The following is an 18202-nucleotide window of genomic DNA, read 5'->3' as shown; positions in this document are numbered from 1 at the left end:
AGGAGTATGGTGAAGAAAAAAATAGTGATTTTTGCACTCCTTTTATGCCTGGTTCAGTCGGCGGGGTTTGCAGGTGTTCAGCAAATGGAATTTGTTATTAGTGATGATGTGGTTGAAATCAATGAACCTGTGGTCTTGGACTTGCAGGTATTGGATGAATCGGGCCAGGTGATTGATGATTATCAGACCTTAAAAGAGATCGTGGTAGGCGCTTCGGATGGAAGTTTTGTGTATTGGTCACGGGATGCAGAAACCCTGAAGCCCAAGTTGACATTCTTGCCATCGAAAGAAGGAAATGTTTATCTCTACGCCATCACGCGCGACGGGGTGAAGGCTCAGGCCATGGTAAGCGTTGAAATCCCCGGTCAACCGACCTATGTAGAAGGTGTGCGGGGGTCCCTGCACTGGAAAACGGCAGAGGGAGCAGGCCTGCTTTTAACCCATGATAATATGACTATTGTGGATCAGTACGGCCGTGGATACCAGTTGGAAAATCCCTATTATGTGGAAGTCAAGGATTCTGACGGAAACGTGCTAGGCCAGGTGGATGAAAATATGGACCTCTTTCTTTCTTCGCCTAAGGCAAAGAAAACGAAGAGCTACACCTTGGTCATTCACGATCCGGACGGGGTGCTGGAAGATGCAAGCACGGCACTCTATTTAACGGGCGTTGAGCTAGAAGAAGTAAGCGCTTATCGCTTGCAAGCCGTGGGTCGATTGTATAGCGGAAGCACGGGTTTAGGTGGCTTAACTGATGGTTTGACTGACGGGACGGGAACGGGAGTTGACACAACAAGCCTTTTGCAGTCTTTATTAGGAAATCAAGCGCCGGAAACAGAAGCCCAAGACGAGAATAGTGACTATGCTAAAGACTTGGTGATGAGTGGTTTTCTTTCCGATGGCCAAGAAGTCGCCCTGGATCGTTTTATCACCTATGCAACTAGCAGCGATTCAGGCCTGGTTGGTTTTTCTGAAAATTACGAAAAAATCTTTGGCCAGAGTGCGGGAACCGCAAGCATTGGCTTGTGGCATCAACTGACACGAGCGGCCTATTTGGATGTTACCATTAGTTCAGAAGCACCGTCTCCTGAAGAATTCATATTTGATGAAGACTTTGATTATGTGGTGCGTGTGGGTACATCCATTGACCTAGGTGAAACCTTGACGATCAAGGATCAGTATGGGGTGGAAATTACCGAAGATGTTGCGGGACAGTGGTTTGTCGGCGATACAGAATTGGCAAGTATCAATCGAGATACGGGTCGCATTCGTGGCAAAAAAGCGGGCACCTTGCAAGTGGGATTGATCACAGAAACGGGAAAACTGGCAACCCATACGGTTTTGGTTGTGGAATAGGGGGCAGGTATGGCAAAAGCAAAATGGATAGTAGGACTCTTATTTGCTGGATTGATAACGGGATCTGTCGGCTTTGCTGATGGAGACGTTATTCAGTTTTCTGAGATTGAGAAAGCCATCAATGAAAATAATCGTCAGATTCAACAGCAAATCGCCGATACGGAACTATTGCGTTTGCAAAAAGAGAGTCTGGACGAGCAAAAAGAATCCATGGAATCTCTGCGTCCTTTAATGGGGTCTCTTTCATCGCTCCTTGGGGGCCAAACGGCATTGCAAGTGATCTCCTTGACGGAGTATGTGCCGGCGCAGTTGGATATGGGGATCAAACTCTCTCAAATGGGAGAGGAGATTGCAAGGAATTCCGTCGTTTTAGGCGCTAGACAATTGGTGTTGGGGATTATGCAGAGCCAACAAGCGATAAGGCGATTAGCGGAGAATGTAGAGAATCAGAATGAAAACTGGGACCGAGTGCAAATTTCTTTCGATAGAGGGTTGGCAACGGAAACCGATCGATTTAAGGCGCAGGCGGATTTGGAAGAGGCGAAGCTGAAACTAGAGCGAGCGGAAATGGATAAAAAGGATTATACACGAAGGTTGAATCAAATGATGGGAAAACCTGTGGAATCTGAGTTTTATTTTCTACGGGAGCAAGCGATGGAGGCGCCGCTTTTGGATGAATCGACCTATTTACAATCAGCAGAGCAAGTGCGTTTAGAGATAGTGCAAGTACAGGAATTTCTTGCCCTGAAGGATCAGGAGATTGGAATCTACGAAACCTTTGGTTTGAGAGATGACGCAAGTTTGAGAAAGATCTATAATCGCTTACTCGTAGAGCGGGAACAGTTGGTGCTTCAGTTGACTCAAGCCAAGGAAGATATTTCTGTCGAGGTGAAGACGGCCTATCGCAAGGCAGTCATCGCCAATCAACAGCGGATTGCAATTGCAGGGAATCGAGATGCAAAGCGGATCTTTTTGGCGAATTTAAAAAATCAGAGACAAGAAGGTTTTGTATCCGATGCAGTTTTTGAGGGCACAGAAAATGGCCTTAAAGAGTTGGAAGAAGGAGCGGATCTTGTAACCTTGCAATATAACACAGCGAGAATGTCTTTAGACTTTGCTTCTGGGGTTGGACCTGGAATTGGAATCGGGGTGACACCATGAAGAAACAAGGACTGATGATACTGATAGCCTTGGCGGTTTTGTTAGGCGCTGGATTTGCCGTCGTGAATGGCTGGGACTTGGCAAGTATTCAGCAGAGAAGCCTTGAATTGGATCAAAGGGTTGCCATTGCAAGGCTGGAAGAAAAGATACAGGGTCTGAAGGTAGAGGAAGCCATTGAGGATGCCGCATTTGCATCAAGTGCCGGGAATCGACAAGCGGAACTCGAGGGCTATGATACCAAGGAATGGAAACCTTATGTTGTTGAAGCCGAAGTTAGAGCGGCAAAAAAAGAAACCCGGATCGCAGAATTGAATGCTCAAGCGGAAGGGCTTGAAAAGTCATTGGATTTAAGCTTTGCAAATGCGAAATTGCAGTGGAAGCAAGAGATGGTTGAAGTTGCAAAGCAGAAGCTTGAGATGGAAACGGTTCGACTAAATGCGGGCATGAGCATTGAAGCGAATCGTCAAGATGCTGTTGCCGTGCTGACTCAGGCGGAGGCGGATGCGGTTACGGCAGAACAAGAGGTGGAGATTGCAAGAATTGTTTTGGCGCAGCAAATTCAAATAGAAAATCCGTCCATCGCGCCAATGGAAGAAATTGAAGCACGGTTTCCGACTCAGCCGGAACTAGAGGTGTGGATTGCTCTAGATCCCGAGGTTATTCGAACCAAAGCAGAATGGGAGCGGGCAGAGGCATTGAAGTCAAAAGCATCTGAAGGCTATACCGTTGACGATCGAATTTGGAAGCAAAAACATCAAGAGGCACTAAAAGCCTTATTGACTTATCAAGATGCCAAGCAGAATGCAGAGATTGCTATTCAGAAGGATTGGCAGCGAGCAGCTCTTGCTTTCAAGGGATTGGAAACAGCCCTCCGATATGACAAAGTGGCTGAAATGCAGGCAACGAATGCAAAGTTGAAATACAATGAAGGTCTGATTTCGAAGAGCGATTTGTTGGATAGTCAGGGAAAACGATCGGAAGCCCAAGTGAACCTGAAGGCTGCCGAGGTGGAGTACTTGTCGGCCAATACACGCTATCAAATTTGGAGAAGCGAATAGAAAAACTTGCAAAAAAAAGAGCCCGCTTGCGCGGGCTTTGTATTATTCAAGGGTCTTTCCGAATACAACTACTTCTTCCAGAATTTCCGCAGCGGCGAAAATCATATCCTCACATCGCTTTTCTTCGGTCCTATAGACATCCTTTAATGGCGCACAATCGATATATCCAAATTGTTTTCCGAAGTTTTCAATAAATCGCTTGGTGATGATTTTGATTTTGTCGGACTCGTGGGCTTTTTCTTCAACGAAGATGACGCCGAGAGCCGCAAGGCAGCCTGTGATTGCACCGCAGACATTGCCGATAGCCATACCGCCACCAAAGCTTCCCATGGTTTTTAAGGCATCCTTGGACAGATTCAAGTCATAATAATCGTTTGCGGCATAGAGCATGGTTTCCGCACAATTGTAATCCAGTTCTTTTTCGTAATACTTTCTTGCAACATCAATTAGCATGTTGACCTCCTTAAGGGTGTTTTTTTCATTTTATCATACCCGTTTCATTTTTACATAAATGTCGTATAATATGAATGAAGGGAGAGATGAAGATGGCAAAATGGCTTGATGAAAGAATGGATATTGATAAGCTAGAAGATGAAGGCGATAAACTGGAAGTATGTCCGCATTGTGGAAAAAAAGGCCTGATCATCATGACCGATGAAGATGAATACGGAGACCTCTATCGTGAGTATCGCTGTTTGAGTTGCGGATTCCGAGGAATTGTTGACCTCGACGACCAAGAAATCGATTAAGGAGCGATGATGATAGAAGATGAGAAATGGATGGCTTTTGCACTTAATCTGGCAAAAGAGGCTATGGAAGAAGAGGAAGTGCCTGTTGGTGCTGTGATTGTTCGTGATGGAGAAGTCGTGGGGCAGGGGCGGAATCAAAAAGAAATGGGAAAGAATCCCTTATACCATGCAGAGATCATGGCAATTGATGAGGCTTGCAAGGCATTGGGTGGCTGGCGGTTGGTTGGGTGCACCATGTATGTAACCTTGGAGCCATGTCCCATGTGCGCTGGAGCCATTATTTCGGCTAGGTTGCCGCGATTAGTGATTGGTGCAGATGATCCGAAGATGGGCGGATGCGGATCTGTGGTAAATATCTGCCAAAATGAAGGTTTTAATCATGAAGTCGCTATTACGCGCGGTGTACTTGCAGATGAGTCGACGGAACTCTTGCAGACTTTTTTTCAAGGTTTGCGCCTGCGAATGAAAGAAAAAGCAAAGAAGAGAAAAGAAGCTGCCCAATAGGGCGGCTTCTTTTAGGGTGCAATAAAAAATACGGTACTAAAAGAGCTTTTGAATCTCTTGATACGCTTTTTTTACTAAATCAGTATTTGTTTTTCCCGTTTCCTTGTCGATGACTGAGCCGTAAATATGAGGAACGATTCGTTCGACACCGGCATCGAGGCATACTTTAACGATTGCAGCGACATTTTCCGGAGTGATGCCACCAGTCGGTTCAATCACAGGCATGCCAAGTTTTGCACTCGCTTCAGCGACAATTTTTAGTTCATCAAGATGAGTAAGTCCTTTCATGTGGAAAAACTTGACCGATGAAACGCCAACTTCTTTTAGCATGGCAATGGCAGTTTCAACAGGAACGAAAGCTTTTTCTTGATCTTGACTATTTGGACCAGTTGAAATTTCAACGATACCGGGAGTGCCGGTTGGGCGAACCAAGGCGTTGACAAAGGTGGATTCGCATTTTCTGGCGTCTAGCATGCCCTTTGTGTATCCAGCAGCAGGAAAGACCTGATTGGCATGACCTGCATCAAGGCTGGAGGCAATTTCAGCAACTGCATGCCATTGTTTGGGGTCTCCGTTTCCGAGTCCGATGGAAAGAACAGGGATTTCTTTTAAATAGGCTTTGCCCATTTCGACGGCAGCCTCGGTTGTATCGAATTGACTGGAAAGAAGACCGATAATGGCGTTTCCATCCATGATGTCATAGACTTCTTTGGCGTTTTTTGGGTCGAGAGCTAGGAAATTAACCGCGACACGACCATGATAAAAATGAAATTTATTCCAATTCATAACTAACCTCCAGTATTGTTTTTGTAAGGGTTCGAATCAACCCTGGAACTTGATCTTCGCGGAAGGTGCGGGGATCGATGTGTAATTTATGATTTTGTTGCTGATATTTTCTCAAGTAAATAGCAGGTGAACCCGCTTCTAATCGATTCGCCAATTGAGGAACCGAAATGGAAAGAGTAGAAGGTTGGAAAGACAGCTCCAGTCGAATGATTTCTCGTCCAGCTTCATCACGTATTAGCTTGGTATGCAAGCCGGGGATGGCGCTAAGAGCCGTATTGATGGCTTCGAGCCGGGACTCTTGTTGCGAAAGCGGAATTTGTGGTGGATTTGTCTCATACTGATTCAAGGCGGCCAGGAGACCGATGGTGGATTCTTTTGATACCTTCATGGCACGGCCGATCCCCTCATATTGCAGGGTACAAGCTTCAATCCAGTTCTTTTTGCCGGCAATAAAACCGGAGGTGGGTCCTTCGATGGACTTTCCGCCGCTGTAGATGACAAGGTCGGCACCTGCAGCAATAAATTTTGTGAGGGATTCCTCTGCGGCTGCATCGACAATGATTGGGATTTGTGCATGTTTAGCGATCGAAATGGTTTCCTCCAGGGACAATTCCCCCTTGTGAACCGTATGATGAGACTGGACGAATAAGATACCCGCAGTATCGGGTGAGATATTGGATTCTAGATCTTCGGATGTAACGTGGTTGGCTTCACCAAATTCTTTGACTAGACCGCCGCCCAGGCAAATCATCTGTGCGATGGAGGCGCCAAAATTAATAACATGACCCTTTTGAATCAGAATTTCTTTCTTGGATCCTGAGAAAGAAGGCAGGGATTTCATAGAGAGATAATCCCCTTTGGTAATAACGGCAGCAACAGACAAGGCGATGCCTGCAGCTGCGCCATGGGTGATGCAACCGGCTTCAGCTCCGGCAAACGCAGCGATGCGCTTCCCTGCTGTTTCTTGTAGCTCTTTCATTACAACAAATCCTTGTCCTGCCTGTGTCATGGCGTCCATGACAAGGGGAGAAGGGGTGGAAACTCCGAGGATTGTCATTTTTCCACATGCATTGATGACCTCGCGGACACCATAGTTTTGATAAATACTCATGGTTACCTCCAAAAGAAAGGAATAGGGAGACGCTCCCTATTCCTTGTGTTTATAAGATTCCCAATAGGGAAGTGATGATGCTGAGTCCGATAATGAAAGAAAGGATGATGTTGTAACGAGGTCCCTTCTTCTTTAGGAAAGCATAGATGCCAAAGACTGCAGCCAGAGGCAAGAGACCAGGAGCCATCATATCCAAAATACTTTGAATAGCGATTGGTGTGGAGTTTGCCATGTTGATGGTAAACGGTGTTGAGATGTTGACGAAGCTTGCAGATAGCGCGCCCATCATAAAGAGTCCCAATACACTGGCACCTTGAATTAAGTCTTTAATCTTTCCATTTTGTAAGAGTCCAATAATCGACTTTTTACCTACGGAATAACCGGTGTGGTAGAAGTAGTAGCCCATTGCCATGGTGATGCCTGGGTAGAGAATCAATGGCAAAATGCCGCCCATTGGATTTCCTTGCATGGCGAGTGGTAAAAATAAGGCCATGATCAATGGCATAATTGCAGCCCAAATGATCGAATCACCCATTCCAGCCAAAGGTCCCATCAAACCGGTTTTGATGCCTGTGATGGCAACTTCTGAAGCTTCGCCGCCATTTGCCATTTCTTCTTCCATGGCAATGGTAATGCCGTGGATGGGGCATCCCATGATGCCTTCTGTGTTAAAGAAGTTTAAATGACGTTTCAAGGCGATACTAAGATCGGCTTTTTCTGGGTATAATTTCGTCAGGACGGGAGTCATCGCCGCACAAAATATCAAACTTTGCAGTCGCTCGTATGAGTTTGACAACTCAGCGCCAAAGTACCAGATCCACCATGATTTTGTGATATCTTTCTTGGTTAACTTGCTTGCATTCGTATTTGCGGTTGTCATTTCTGCCATTATGCTTCCGCTCCTTCCTTATTCGCCAAAGACATGTAGAGAAGTGCGAGACATGTACCGAAGATTGCAGCGGCCATGACATCGATTTGGAAATACTTCACGGTGAAGAATCCAAGGATAAAGAATGGGAGTAACTTTTTCTTTCCAATCACCATGATCGTTAACGCAAAACCAAGGGCTGGAAGGATTCCACCCATAATTTCAAATGAGTGTGTCAACCATAGTGGAATGCTGTCTAGGAATTTGGTTACAACGGCTTCTCCATAGTATGTTGCAATGAATACAGGGGGGAAGCGAATCAAAAATCCAGCAAAGGCCGGATAAAGGAAGGCTGCGCGCATAATTCCTTTAGTATTGGCTTCTTCGGCATAACGATCTGCCATATGAACGAAGGTTGCGTTAATTGTACGACGCAATTGATCACCAAATACACCTAGTACTCCGAATGGAACGGCCAAAGCAACAGCAATTGCTGGTTCCATGCCAGTTTGAAGTGCAACTGGGATTGCGATACAAGCAGCCAATGCTGGGTCAGAAGGCACATTGCCTCCTGGTGTTGAGGTAACACCCAGATAAACCAATTGAATGCCGGCACCAATAATCATAGCATTTGTCATATCTCCATAAAAAAGTCCAACAAAAACGGCAATCGTTACAGGCTGTAGAAGCTGCGCCGATAAAGTATAACCGAAACGCAAGCGAACAAACCAATAAAGCAAGCCCATCAGTATTGCAATTGTAAAAGTACTCATGTAAATCCTCCTTAATATTTTTTCAAAATTTCTTGGAAGCTTTGTGGTCGATCTTCAGGGATGGTTTGAAAAATAATATCCACACCCTTCGTTGACAAGTCTTTTAGAATTTCTACGTCTGGATCATCGAGAGTAATGTTTTGAAAGACAACTCTTCTTTCGGGACCACCGCCTAGACCACCGACTTGCACCTTTTCAGGTGCCAAACCAGCATGCCATGCTTTATGCAGATCGGTAAGGTTACCAAAGAGCAACAATACTTTCCCTGATCCGAATTGATTGTCATTCCAAGCGGCAATCGCCTCATCAAGTCCAAATGCATTGACTGTAATTCCCGGAGGAGCAGCCATTAGATAGATGCTTTTCATAAAGGGATCGCTGACTAGCATATCGCTGACAACAACAATCTTATTTGCATCGGATTGGTTGACCCATTTTGTTACAACTTGTCCATGAATGAGCCTGCTGTCAATTCGTGTTAATACAATTGAAGCCATTTTCTCACTCCTTTCCCATATTTGCTTTGATTTTGTTAACGACGTTGAGACAACTTGTCGAACCCGTTTCAACGATGCGAGCCGAACGGTCGGCATCGTCAATGGCAAGAGTACGAGTCATGATTGCATCCATCAACATCGGTGCATTGAGACCAGCGATTACTTGGATCGGAAAATCTTGACTTAGTCTTGCTGCTACATTTGACGGAGTGCCGCCAAACAGATCGGTAATCACCAGTGCACGAGGGTTGACGTCAAGCTCTCCTCGTACTTTTTGATAATAGTCGGTTAAGGTTTCTTCCGGCATTAGTGGAATGGCAACGACTCCGTCGGTTTCACCCATGATCATGCGTACGCTATTGATGAGTGCTTGCCCCCACTCACCGTGTGTTAGTAAAAGAATTTTAGTCATTTCCATAGATCTATGAAACCTCCTTTGTCTTTCTTTATTGCAAGTGGCATGCCAAATTTCTGTCATAAAAAAAGAGCACTAGAGTGCTCTTCCAGTTAAAAGCTCAAGAATACAGGCAATTTCACTATCGGGTAAGTCGATGTGATATTTTTTTTCGATCAAGGAGAATGCTGATTTTATGACAGAAAATTCGTGATTGTATTTCTGTAAGGTCTTAGGGGATAGTGTGTACGAATAGGAGGACTTATTCACAACAATCCGTTCTACCATGCAGGAACTGTGGATAAGAAAACGCAATCGAATTTGATTGGCAATCTCCCAATGCAGTTCTTGGCAAAGTTGATCCAGACAAAGCTCGGTTTCTTCTAAGATTAATTGCGGATTCAATACTGTTAGGTATTCAATCACGCTCTGCAAGGAAAGATTGGAGACAAAGCGTGATTTTATACCGGTGGTTTTTTGTTGCGGATCCTTGATTTCTAAGAGAGTCATCAGCAGTTCAATGCCGTGATCCGAAAAGAGTTCTTCTAGAGAAATAAAGGGGACAGTGAGGGTGTTGATTTGGAAGGTCCCCACGATTCCAACCAGACTTTCATGTTTCTGAAGACTGGCAAGAATCTTTTCCTCGGTTTGAATGGCATGGTACTCCATGGCCTTAACAATTAAATCTTCGGGCCAGAGTTCTTGAAAGGTTGATTCGATCAATTGTTTGATTTTTTCGGCTGTTCCAATGCCTGTGATGCAGGAGGTGTATAAAACCCGCTGTGTATTTCCATTTCTGATCTCGGTTGCCTGTAGGGTGCTGGTCAGTCCTGGAAAGTTTTTCATGGTTTCATCAAGCTCTGAAAGACTTAGGGAATCATAGGACTCATGCTGAACCAGAGTCAAAAGTGCTGCTGTTGTGATGTACTGAAAGGTCAGTACGGGAATTTGAAATTTATTGTAGATCACTTGGCCAAAATGAGCTAGGGAGCCCATATCGACACATAGAATCAGCTCATCAATGGTTTGTTCCGCAACAAGGGCGGTCGTTTGACGAAGGGTCTCACTAACGGTTTGATTGATGGGCATGTCGATGGCAAGGATGAGATTGGTTTCAAATAAGGCGTTGGCAAACTCCGCCATACTGCTTGCTGTTGAATTGCCGTGAGAAACAAGGACAATTTTTCGTTTTTTCAAGGGTGACTGTTGCGGTTTCTTTTCCAGAATTGAATTCATAAAGAGAGAAAGAAAAACCAGTTCTCCCTTGGGAATGGCAACGCTTAGTTCTTGGCTCATAAATTCACCGATATAAATGGCAGATTGGTTCATCTTTTGGCTAGAAAAGGAAATGTTGTTGTAAATGGGTGGTGTAATGCCGCGCTTGTTGTAGGATAAGAAGGAGTAAATATGAAGGTAGAAATTATCCCTTAGGGTCGCAGGCACCGCTGTATCCAATTCTTCTTCTATCTTTGTAAGGATTCGATCGACTTTTTTTGAGATTGCCAATTCATTAGAATGTGAAACGGCTGGCGTTTGCAAGTCGGCATGGATTGAATACTTGAAGAGAGTATGGATTTTATTCTCCAAAAGAATGCGTGTTTCTGTAAAGGACAATCCTTGGGATTTCAAGCCCTCGTATTCCTTCATCAATAGTTCATAGAAGTTCGATAAATGCGATTCTGGCATGGTGGATGGGGTTTGTCCGATGGCCTGAAGGACAGATTCATTGATTTCGATTTTCATGGTTTGTTGATATAGTTTTTCCAGCAATTGTTTTGCTTTGTTTGATAGGCGTGTGTCCTGTCCGGTTTGAAAACGATCGTCTAAGAGAACGGTCTCTCGATTGCCAGTGAGGGCATTCATAAAGGCTTGGGCACAGATAAATTGAATGTCGCTTTTTAATTCACCGATATTTCCTTCTAGTGGACGGGACATAAAATCTTGCATAAGGGATTTTGTGATCCAAACCGGCTTCTTGATTTTGATACTTTCTTGTAGAAGGAAATGGCAGATGATTTCTAGGCGTTCCTTGGCTGGACGGTCTGCCAAGGCTGGAAGTGGTAGTACGACCTGGATTCTTCTTAGAAAGGTTCGTAAGAATTCATGATTCAGATCTTCTGTTGTTGCGCCGATAAAGCGGATGGATGCAGATTCATATTCATGGCTGCTGCCAAGTTTTTGAAAGACGCCCTTATCGAGCAGGGTAAAGAGTTTTTCTTGCCCCTCGGCGGTTAAGCGGTGAATTTCATCAAGAAAAAGAAAGCCACCGTCTGCTTTTTTGATCAAGCCATCCCGATCTGAGACAGCGCCGGTGAAAGCCCCTTTTTTGTATCCGAATAGCTGGGCTGTTAAAAGCTCAGGATTATTGTAGTATTCTGCACAATTAAAGTATACAAAAGGCACCTCGGTGCGGTCGGTGAGATTTTGTGAAGCGAAGGCGTGCATAAATTCAGCAAATTTTGTTTTCCCCACACCGGATGGACCGGTCATTAAAACATGGAGTCCATTGGGTGGATATAAAACGGCGGCTTTTGCCTTGGAGATACTTTCACATAGGCTTCCTCTTGCGCCAATCATCTCATTGAAAGGATCGTCATGGTGCATGGACGCTATTGTAGGAGTGACGATGGAGTCGTGAAAGTTCTCGTAGGAAGCAAAAAGGAGATTGGTTGGAGCGAAATGGTATTGTTCTTTAAGGATTGTGAAATCAAGAAATAAAACAGGTCTTGTTTTAATTTTTATAAGTTGTCCGTTTCGATGCAAGGCATTGAGGTCTTGGCTAACGGCATTTCGTTTGATAGCTAATTTTTCAGAGATCACTTCGGCTGTTATGCCGAGTTCGTGTGGCGAATCAATCAGCTGATTGCTGATTGATTTTGTGTATTGTATGACAGAAAGATGAATCTTTTCCAATCGCTTCATTGTGCACCTCCTAGTTCTGTCTTTTATTTTACGGGCATAGATGACAGAAAGCAATAAGATTTCAGCGGGAAATTCACAAGAATTTCACCAACAGGGGAGTTTACTGGGATATAATATAGACAATAAGGTTAATCATGGAAAGGAAGGCGAAGAATGGATAAGAAGAGAAAGATTATGATTGTCGACGATGATCCCAATATTGTAGAACTAATTGATATCTATCTAAAAAAAGAAGGCTACGAGACAGACAAGCATTTATCCGGGGTGACAGCCTTGGATCGTTTTGATGCGGTAGAGCCAGATTTGATTTTATTGGACATTATGCTTCCAGAGATTGACGGATATGATGTTTGTACGGAGGTTCGAAAGAAAAGTGATGTGCCGATCATTATGATTACGGCAAAGGGCGAGACTTTCGATAAGGTGTTGGGTCTGGAATTGGGTGCTGATGATTATTTGGTAAAACCCTTTGAGGCGGCTGAATTACTGGCGCGGGTAAAAGCTGTGCTCAGACGATATGGCAATGAAATGCCGCAGAAAAAGGTTTTGGAAGTTGAAAATCTGAGAATTGATTTAAATGACTATTCCTTGACCTATCATGGCAAAAAGCTAGAAATGCCAAAAAAAGAATTGGAACTCTTACATTTCTTGATTGCAAATCCTAACCACGTTTTTACGAGAGAGCAATTGCTCGATAAAATTTGGGGTTATGAGTATGTGGGAGAAAGCCGAACAGTTGATGTTCATATCAAACGGGTCCGTGAAAAATTAAGCCACGAGGATCCGTGGGAAATCAAAACGGTTTGGTCCGTGGGCTATAAATTCCAAAATAAGGAGTAAGCCTATGCGCACTCTCTTTGGAAAGATGGTGGCAACCCATGCGCTGGCGATTTTCGTCGGCATTCTGATTATGATTTTTGGGTTGAACGCAATCTTTCAATATTATTTCGTTGAAAAACAAGAAAATCAAATGCTTGAGCAAGCAGAGCAGATTGCCGGGGCCTATGCCTTCTTTGCAGAATCGCAGCAGTCTGACTTCTCTGGCGTATACTCGGAGCAATTTCGGGAATATATGACGCAGATTATTGAAAATGCGGAGATTGACAGTGAGTTTGACATCGACCGCCTGATTGGTGCGTCCAATATCGTCAATGTGTTGGAGGGGGACTTTCGAGAAGCGCTCTTCCAATTTGAATTGGCGAGTTTAGGCAACTATATGAATGCATCGATCTTTATTGTTAATGAGCAGGCACAACTCATGTCTCAAAATGATATGACGGTGAAAGAAACCATACCCCGCGCATCTGTAGAATTGGTCTTTGAGGGAAAGGTCGTACAAGAAGCCCTCGGGATCAAAAAAATCTACGAGAACCCGGTAATTACGGTTGGATATCCGATTTACTTGGATGGAAAGGTTGCCTATGCCCTCTTTTTGCAAGCTGATGTACCGGCGGTGACGGAAACGGTTTCGGATATACTTTCCATTACGATTATTTCGCTTTTGATTACAGGGATCATCGCCGTGATAGCAATCTTTTTGGTAATGAGCAATGTGACCAAGGAGATTTCTCGTGTCAACATACGGATGAAAGAGATTGCTCAAGGAAACTTTGATCGCCGATTGAAGGTGACCAGAAATGATGAGCTGGGTGAATTGATGGGAACCTTTAATATGATGGTTGACGAATTGTCTCATGTTGAGAAGAAGCGGGAAGAGTTTGTATCAAATCTATCCCACGACTTCCGGTCTCCATTGACTTCGATCAATGGATACACCCAGGCAATTTTAGACGGTACGATTCCGCCTGAGAATCAGGAGCGATATTTGCGGATCGTTGCGGAGGAAAGTAGCCGATTAACAAAGATGGCCAATGATATCCTGGATCTTTCAAGGATGCAGACGGGTGCGGCCAAGCTGGAATTGGAAGAAATCAAGATTCATGATTTTATGATCAATGAATTGGTCAAGTTTGAAGATCGAATTGAAGAGAAGGAAGTGGATGTACAGGTCCACTTTATCAGTAAAACACCGATTATTGTGGCGGACCGAGCGCTCTTGCAGCGGGTTGTCTACAATCTTTTGGACAATGCCTTGAAGTTTATTAATCGCAAGGGAACTTTGGAATTAAAAACCCAGGTGAAGAGTCAGAAGTTAGTTGTCACGATTCGTAATTCTGGAGCTGTGATTCGAAAAGAAGAGCAGATGAAGATTTGGGAACGATTCAGCAAGTTGGATTCCTCTCGGGGCCAGGTGAAAAAATCTTCGGGACTTGGCTTATCCATTGTAAAGGAAATTATTCGTGCTCATGAAGAGGAGATTTGGATCGAGTCGACCCGAGATACGGGTGTGTCCTTTATCTTCACCCTTCCCATTAATGCGTGGGAAAAGAAACCCAAACGAAACGAAAAATAAGGAAACAACAAGACCTTGGCTGTTTGCGCTTCATGCGTGAAATGGCCAAGGTTTTTTACTGTTTATAAAGTTTTTATGAATTCGTGCATGTATTGTTAGATCTATTGGATATCCTATAGCTAAGTAGAATGAAAGGATGGGACTTATGACGAAGAAAAAATGGATAATCATCTTGGCAATATTAATTGTGGTTGCCGGTGCATATGGCATGAACAAAGTGAAAGCAAATGAAGCAATTAACGAAGAGGAAACCATGGAAACCATGCAGCTGGAATCGACGACGGTGGAAGAACGCTTGTTGATGACAGGGATTGTAACAGCAGAGACGGAAGTGATGAAAGCTGACTTGGTCGGTGAAATTACTGAAATCATGGTAAATAATGGCGATTCGGTACAAGAAGGCGATTTGCTTTTTGTCATTGAACCCGAGGATTTGCCGGTTTCCATCGCGGAAGCGAAATCCAATGTGGATACGGCCAAACGGAATTTGGATCAGGCTCAAGTAGATGGTGGACAATCCGTTCGGAATCAATTCTTAAAAACAGAATCCAGTTACTTGCAGGCAAAATTGGATTATGAAATGCAACAACAGTTGTATAACCTAGGAACAGCAAGTGAAACGGCTGTTACAACAGCCAAGCAGGCCGTACTAAATGCACAAAGCAGCTATATTTCGGCAAAAGCAGATTGGGAAACCTATAGCTCTGAAGAAGAAGTTGCATCTTTGACAGCCAAGGTTTTGCGAGCAGAAGAAACGCTGGATACCTTGTTAGACCAACAAGATGGAGCGGAAGTAACTGCAGCTATTACGGGTATTGTCAGTGGGTTGGACTTGTCTGTTGGGGATGAAGTACAAACAGGGATGGCTCTTGTAGAAATCACAGATACAGAAAATCTAACGGTAGAAGCATCTGTAAGCGAATATGAAATCGGGAAATTAACAATTGGACAAAAACTAGAAGTGGCGCCAATTGCTGACGGTGAGGATATCAGCATTGCGACCATCACCTATATTGCACCAAAGGGAACCATTAGCAATTCAGACACAACCTTTGAAATTGAAGCTGTTGTTGAGACGAAATCCACGGGTCTCTTAGCCAATGCGACGGTAAATCTTGATATTTTAGTGGCGCAAGCCAAGGATGTTTTGGCCGTTCCTTATGAGGCATTGATTACCAATGGCGCACGATCTATGGTGATGATGCAGCAAGGTGAAGAATTTATGCCGATTCCGGTTGAACAAGGTGTCAAGGGTGATCTCTATGTTGAAATTTCTTCACCAGAATTATCAGTGGGATCGGTCATTCAAATTCCAAGCACATCGGTTGTGAATTTTCAACGTACGCCGGGAATGATGCCGGGAGCTGGCGGTGGAAGCGGAGCTGGGCGTAATACAGACAAAAAGTAGCGGAAAGGAGAAGCCATGTTACAGATAAAATCTTTAGTGAAAGATTATGGAGAAGGCGAAATTCTCGTCCGTGCATTGGACCATATTGATTTGACGATTAATGAAGGAGAGATGGTTGCGATTATTGGACCATCTGGATCAGGAAAATCGACTTTGATGAATGTTTTGGGGTGCTTGGATCAGGCGACAGAGGGTGTTTATGAATTGGATGGGGTGACCGTTGGTTCACTTTCTGAAAATGAACTTTCTGAGGTACGGAACAAAAAGATCGGATTTATCTTCCAATCCTTTAACCTTTTGGCAAAATTGACAGCATTACAAAATGTTGAGTTGCCATTGATCTATGCGGAAGCGGGACGCAAGGAACGAAAAGATGCAGCGATGAAGGCTTTGGAAAAGGTGAGTCTTGGAGATCGTCATCATCATCGACCCAATCAGCTTTCGGGTGGACAAAAGCAGCGGGTTGCAGTTGCACGCGCTTTGGTGAATAAGCCAGCAATTCTTTTGGCTGATGAACCGACAGGAAACTTGGATTCTAAATCAACGGAGGATATTTTACGTCTGTTTCAGGAACTGCATAGGGAAGGAAAAACCATTTTGATTGTAACCCATGAAACGGAAGTGGCAGATCATTGTCAGCGGGTCATTGAAATTCGCGATGGCAAGATCGCCAAGGATTACTATAACAAGGAGGTGACTCAGAAATGATTGAGTCATTTAGAATTGCCATGCAGGCCATTGCATCCAATAAGATGCGTTCCCTCTTAACCATGCTGGGAATTATTATTGGGATTGCCTCGGTTGTTGCCATTGTTTCTATTGGGAATGGTACACAAGCTAGTTTGGAAGAGAGCTTTGCAGAACTTGGAACAGATTCGATTTCTTTGCAAATTGCGAGGAATGCAGATCTCTCTCCATCGGAAGAATTTACCATGACAGATGTTGAAGCCATTGCAGACCGATTTGAGGATGAAGTGACTTATGTGCTACCGAATATTTCGGGCCAAGCAACGATTCAAGCAGATATTGATGATGCTGGGGTTAGTGTAAATGGAACCATTGCAGAGGGCGATATTATCAATAACCTAGAGATGGTGTCGGGACGATTCCTGATGGATCATGAAGTTGATGAGTATCGAAATAGCATTGTTATCGGGGATGATTTGTCGGAAGCTTTATTCGGCGAGGGGCAGGCCGTAGGCCAAACCATTCACCTAAAACGCGGCAATTCAACAACGGGATACTTAGTTGTGGGTGTCTATGAAGCCCAAGAAAGTGTAATGGGATTCACGGGCTATACAATCTATGCTCCATATACGACCATTGAGAAAGTCATGAATTTCAATGGCAAGGTGCCAAGCATCACGGTTAAGCTACAGCAGGATGTGGATGTTAATGATTTTGGTGCCCGTATGATTGCCTTTATGGAAGCGAGAAAAGGCAATGTGGGTCAAAGTAAATATGATACTTTCAGTGCGGAGTCGATTATGGAGATGGCGTCCGAGATGCTGGGTCTTTTGACAACCGTGATTTCTGCCATCGCAGCGATTTCACTCTTAGTAGGCGGGATTGGCGTGATGAACATCATGCTTGTATCCGTGACGGAACGAATTCGAGAGATTGGTATTCGAAAAGCATTGGGTGCGAAACGGGCCGCAATTCTACAGCAGTTCTTGATTGAGGCTGTGGTGATTACCTTGATCGGTGGAATTATCGGTATTGCATTGGGGGCTGTAATGGGCAATGTTGCTGGTAATATGTTGGATATGAAGGCATCGATTTCTTTGGATGCAGTCTTGATCGCAACGGGATTCTCTATGTTGATCGGTATTTTCTTTGGTTTGTATCCAGCAAACCGTGCGGCAAAACTGGACCCTATTGAAGCCTTACGTCATGAATAGAAGCGGATGGCAATGCGGTTGCTCGCAAGCGCCGACCCGGGCTAGAAAGGCAGGCGCTAAACCCGAGCTAGAGAGCGCGTGATAACAAGCGTTGACCTGAAATAGAGCGGATGGCAATGCGGTTGCTTGCAAACTCAGACCCGGGCTAGAAAAGCAGGCGCTAAACCCGAGCTAGAGAGCGCGTGATAACAAGCGTTGACCTGAAATAGAGCGGATGGCAATGCGGTTGCTCGCAAGCGCCGACCCGGGCTAGAAAAGCAGGCGCTAAACCCGAGCTAGAGAGCGCGTGATAACAAGCGTC

18 protein-coding genes are annotated in these 18202 nt (G+C 44.5%); 10 read left to right on the top strand and 8 right to left on the bottom strand.

Annotated elements, in window-relative coordinates:
* The first annotated feature begins 6 nt into the window (after positions 1-6).
* The 3 genes from AC25CA_RS15995 to AC25CA_RS15985 are packed head-to-tail and all read left to right on the top strand — an operon-like array spanning position 7 to position 3575.
* Entirely contained in the window at positions 7-1356 is a 1350-nt protein-coding gene (locus AC25CA_RS15995) for a hypothetical protein (protein WP_486814845.1), read from the top strand.
* Between the two features lie 9 nt (positions 1357-1365).
* Positions 1366-2517, top strand: a complete 1152-nt coding sequence (locus AC25CA_RS15990) for a TolC family protein (protein ID WP_486814844.1) — start codon at positions 1366-1368, stop codon at positions 2515-2517.
* Positions 2514-3575, top strand: a complete 1062-nt coding sequence (locus AC25CA_RS15985; protein ID WP_486814843.1) for a TolC family protein — start codon at positions 2514-2516, stop codon at positions 3573-3575. Before AC25CA_RS15990 ends, AC25CA_RS15985 begins: the two co-directional genes overlap by 4 nt.
* A 42-nt stretch (positions 3576-3617) precedes the next feature.
* Here the strand turns inward: AC25CA_RS15985 and AC25CA_RS15980 are convergent, their stop codons facing one another.
* Positions 3618-4028 (bottom strand): C-GCAxxG-C-C family (seleno)protein, encoded by a 411-nt coding sequence (locus AC25CA_RS15980; RefSeq protein WP_486814842.1) that lies wholly within the window; start codon positions 4026-4028, stop codon positions 3618-3620.
* A gap of 92 nt (positions 4029-4120) precedes the next feature.
* On the opposite strand from AC25CA_RS15980, the gene AC25CA_RS15975 reads away from it, so the two are divergent.
* Positions 4121-4324 (top strand): hypothetical protein, encoded by a 204-nt coding sequence (locus tag AC25CA_RS15975; RefSeq protein ID WP_486814841.1) that lies wholly within the window; start codon positions 4121-4123, stop codon positions 4322-4324.
* A gap of 6 nt (positions 4325-4330) precedes the next feature.
* Positions 4331-4828, top strand: a complete 498-nt coding sequence (tadA, locus tag AC25CA_RS15970; protein WP_486814840.1) for a tRNA adenosine(34) deaminase TadA — start codon at positions 4331-4333, stop codon at positions 4826-4828.
* A gap of 36 nt (positions 4829-4864) precedes the next feature.
* Here the strand turns inward: tadA and dagF are convergent, their stop codons facing one another.
* The 7 genes from dagF to AC25CA_RS15935 all read right to left on the bottom strand — a co-directional run bounded on the left by dagF (position 4865) and on the right by AC25CA_RS15935 (position 12179).
* On the bottom strand, positions 4865-5614 hold the full coding sequence (gene dagF / locus AC25CA_RS15965) for a 2-dehydro-3-deoxy-phosphogluconate aldolase (RefSeq protein WP_486814839.1): 750 nt from the start codon (positions 5612-5614) through the stop codon (positions 4865-4867).
* Positions 5601-6725, bottom strand: a complete 1125-nt coding sequence (locus AC25CA_RS15960) for a DgaE family pyridoxal phosphate-dependent ammonia lyase (protein WP_486814838.1) — start codon at positions 6723-6725, stop codon at positions 5601-5603. The genes dagF and AC25CA_RS15960 overlap by 14 nt, the downstream gene beginning before the upstream one ends.
* 49 nt (positions 6726-6774) lie before the next feature.
* Positions 6775-7614: a PTS system mannose/fructose/sorbose family transporter subunit IID gene (locus AC25CA_RS15955; protein WP_486814837.1), complete on the bottom strand. Its 840-nt coding sequence runs from the start codon at positions 7612-7614 to the stop codon at positions 6775-6777.
* Positions 7614-8366, bottom strand: a complete 753-nt coding sequence (locus AC25CA_RS15950) for a PTS mannose/fructose/sorbose/N-acetylgalactosamine transporter subunit IIC (protein ID WP_486814836.1) — start codon at positions 8364-8366, stop codon at positions 7614-7616. Before AC25CA_RS15950 ends, AC25CA_RS15955 begins: the two co-directional genes overlap by 1 nt.
* An 11-nt stretch (positions 8367-8377) precedes the next feature.
* Entirely contained in the window at positions 8378-8863 is a 486-nt protein-coding gene (locus AC25CA_RS15945) for a PTS sugar transporter subunit IIB (protein ID WP_486814835.1), read from the bottom strand.
* A 4-nt stretch (positions 8864-8867) separates the two neighbouring features.
* Positions 8868-9281: a PTS sugar transporter subunit IIA gene (locus AC25CA_RS15940; protein ID WP_486814834.1), complete on the bottom strand. Its 414-nt coding sequence runs from the start codon at positions 9279-9281 to the stop codon at positions 8868-8870.
* A gap of 72 nt (positions 9282-9353) precedes the next feature.
* The gene (locus AC25CA_RS15935; RefSeq protein WP_486814833.1) at positions 9354-12179 is read right to left on the bottom strand and encodes a sigma 54-interacting transcriptional regulator; all 2826 of its coding nucleotides are present in this window, start codon (positions 12177-12179) and stop codon (positions 9354-9356) included.
* A 153-nt stretch (positions 12180-12332) separates the two neighbouring features.
* Here AC25CA_RS15935 and AC25CA_RS15930 point away from each other — a divergent pair, with 153 nt between their 5' ends.
* The 5 genes from AC25CA_RS15930 to AC25CA_RS15910 all read left to right on the top strand — a co-directional run bounded on the left by AC25CA_RS15930 (position 12333) and on the right by AC25CA_RS15910 (position 17901).
* Positions 12333-13019, top strand: a complete 687-nt coding sequence (locus tag AC25CA_RS15930; protein WP_486814832.1) for a response regulator — start codon at positions 12333-12335, stop codon at positions 13017-13019.
* Between the two features lie 4 nt (positions 13020-13023).
* Complete coding sequence (locus AC25CA_RS15925) at positions 13024-14592, top strand: sensor histidine kinase (protein WP_486814831.1); 1569 nt, start codon at positions 13024-13026, stop codon at positions 14590-14592.
* Between the two features lie 145 nt (positions 14593-14737).
* Complete coding sequence (locus AC25CA_RS15920; protein ID WP_486814830.1) at positions 14738-16000, top strand: efflux RND transporter periplasmic adaptor subunit; 1263 nt, start codon at positions 14738-14740, stop codon at positions 15998-16000.
* A gap of 15 nt (positions 16001-16015) precedes the next feature.
* Positions 16016-16708, top strand: a complete 693-nt coding sequence (locus AC25CA_RS15915; RefSeq protein WP_486814829.1) for an ABC transporter ATP-binding protein — start codon at positions 16016-16018, stop codon at positions 16706-16708.
* Positions 16705-17901, top strand: coding sequence for an ABC transporter permease (locus AC25CA_RS15910; RefSeq protein ID WP_486814828.1), 1197 nt, complete (start codon positions 16705-16707; stop codon positions 17899-17901). The genes AC25CA_RS15915 and AC25CA_RS15910 overlap by 4 nt, the downstream gene beginning before the upstream one ends.
* The last annotated feature ends 301 nt before the right edge of the window (positions 17902-18202 follow it).

The sequence above is a fragment of the Gottschalkiaceae bacterium SANA genome, from assembly GCA_036323355.1.
GTDB lineage: Bacteria > Bacillota > Clostridia > Tissierellales > GPF-1 > GPF-1.
Note: the sequence above shows the minus strand (reverse complement) of the source record. Positions and strands in the feature narration are given on the sequence as shown.

Coding starts and splice junctions, on each gene's coding strand:
- AC25CA_RS15995 (WP_486814845.1), top strand. CDS start 7: ATGGTGAAGAAAAAAATAGTGATTTTTGCACTCCTTTTATGCCTGGTT.
- AC25CA_RS15990 (WP_486814844.1), top strand. CDS start 1,366: ATGGCAAAAGCAAAATGGATAGTAGGACTCTTATTTGCTGGATTGATA.
- AC25CA_RS15985 (WP_486814843.1), top strand. CDS start 2,514: ATGAAGAAACAAGGACTGATGATACTGATAGCCTTGGCGGTTTTGTTA.
- AC25CA_RS15980 (WP_486814842.1), bottom strand. CDS start 4,028: ATGCTAATTGATGTTGCAAGAAAGTATTACGAAAAAGAACTGGATTAC.
- AC25CA_RS15975 (WP_486814841.1), top strand. CDS start 4,121: ATGGCAAAATGGCTTGATGAAAGAATGGATATTGATAAGCTAGAAGAT.
- tadA (WP_486814840.1), top strand. CDS start 4,331: ATGATGATAGAAGATGAGAAATGGATGGCTTTTGCACTTAATCTGGCA.
- dagF (WP_486814839.1), bottom strand. CDS start 5,614: ATGAATTGGAATAAATTTCATTTTTATCATGGTCGTGTCGCGGTTAAT.
- AC25CA_RS15960 (WP_486814838.1), bottom strand. CDS start 6,725: ATGAGTATTTATCAAAACTATGGTGTCCGCGAGGTCATCAATGCATGT.
- AC25CA_RS15955 (WP_486814837.1), bottom strand. CDS start 7,614: ATGGCAGAAATGACAACCGCAAATACGAATGCAAGCAAGTTAACCAAG.
- AC25CA_RS15950 (WP_486814836.1), bottom strand. CDS start 8,366: ATGAGTACTTTTACAATTGCAATACTGATGGGCTTGCTTTATTGGTTT.
- AC25CA_RS15945 (WP_486814835.1), bottom strand. CDS start 8,863: ATGGCTTCAATTGTATTAACACGAATTGACAGCAGGCTCATTCATGGA.
- AC25CA_RS15940 (WP_486814834.1), bottom strand. CDS start 9,281: ATGGAAATGACTAAAATTCTTTTACTAACACACGGTGAGTGGGGGCAA.
- AC25CA_RS15935 (WP_486814833.1), bottom strand. CDS start 12,179: ATGAAGCGATTGGAAAAGATTCATCTTTCTGTCATACAATACACAAAA.
- AC25CA_RS15930 (WP_486814832.1), top strand. CDS start 12,333: ATGGATAAGAAGAGAAAGATTATGATTGTCGACGATGATCCCAATATT.
- AC25CA_RS15925 (WP_486814831.1), top strand. CDS start 13,024: ATGCGCACTCTCTTTGGAAAGATGGTGGCAACCCATGCGCTGGCGATT.
- AC25CA_RS15920 (WP_486814830.1), top strand. CDS start 14,738: ATGACGAAGAAAAAATGGATAATCATCTTGGCAATATTAATTGTGGTT.
- AC25CA_RS15915 (WP_486814829.1), top strand. CDS start 16,016: ATGTTACAGATAAAATCTTTAGTGAAAGATTATGGAGAAGGCGAAATT.
- AC25CA_RS15910 (WP_486814828.1), top strand. CDS start 16,705: ATGATTGAGTCATTTAGAATTGCCATGCAGGCCATTGCATCCAATAAG.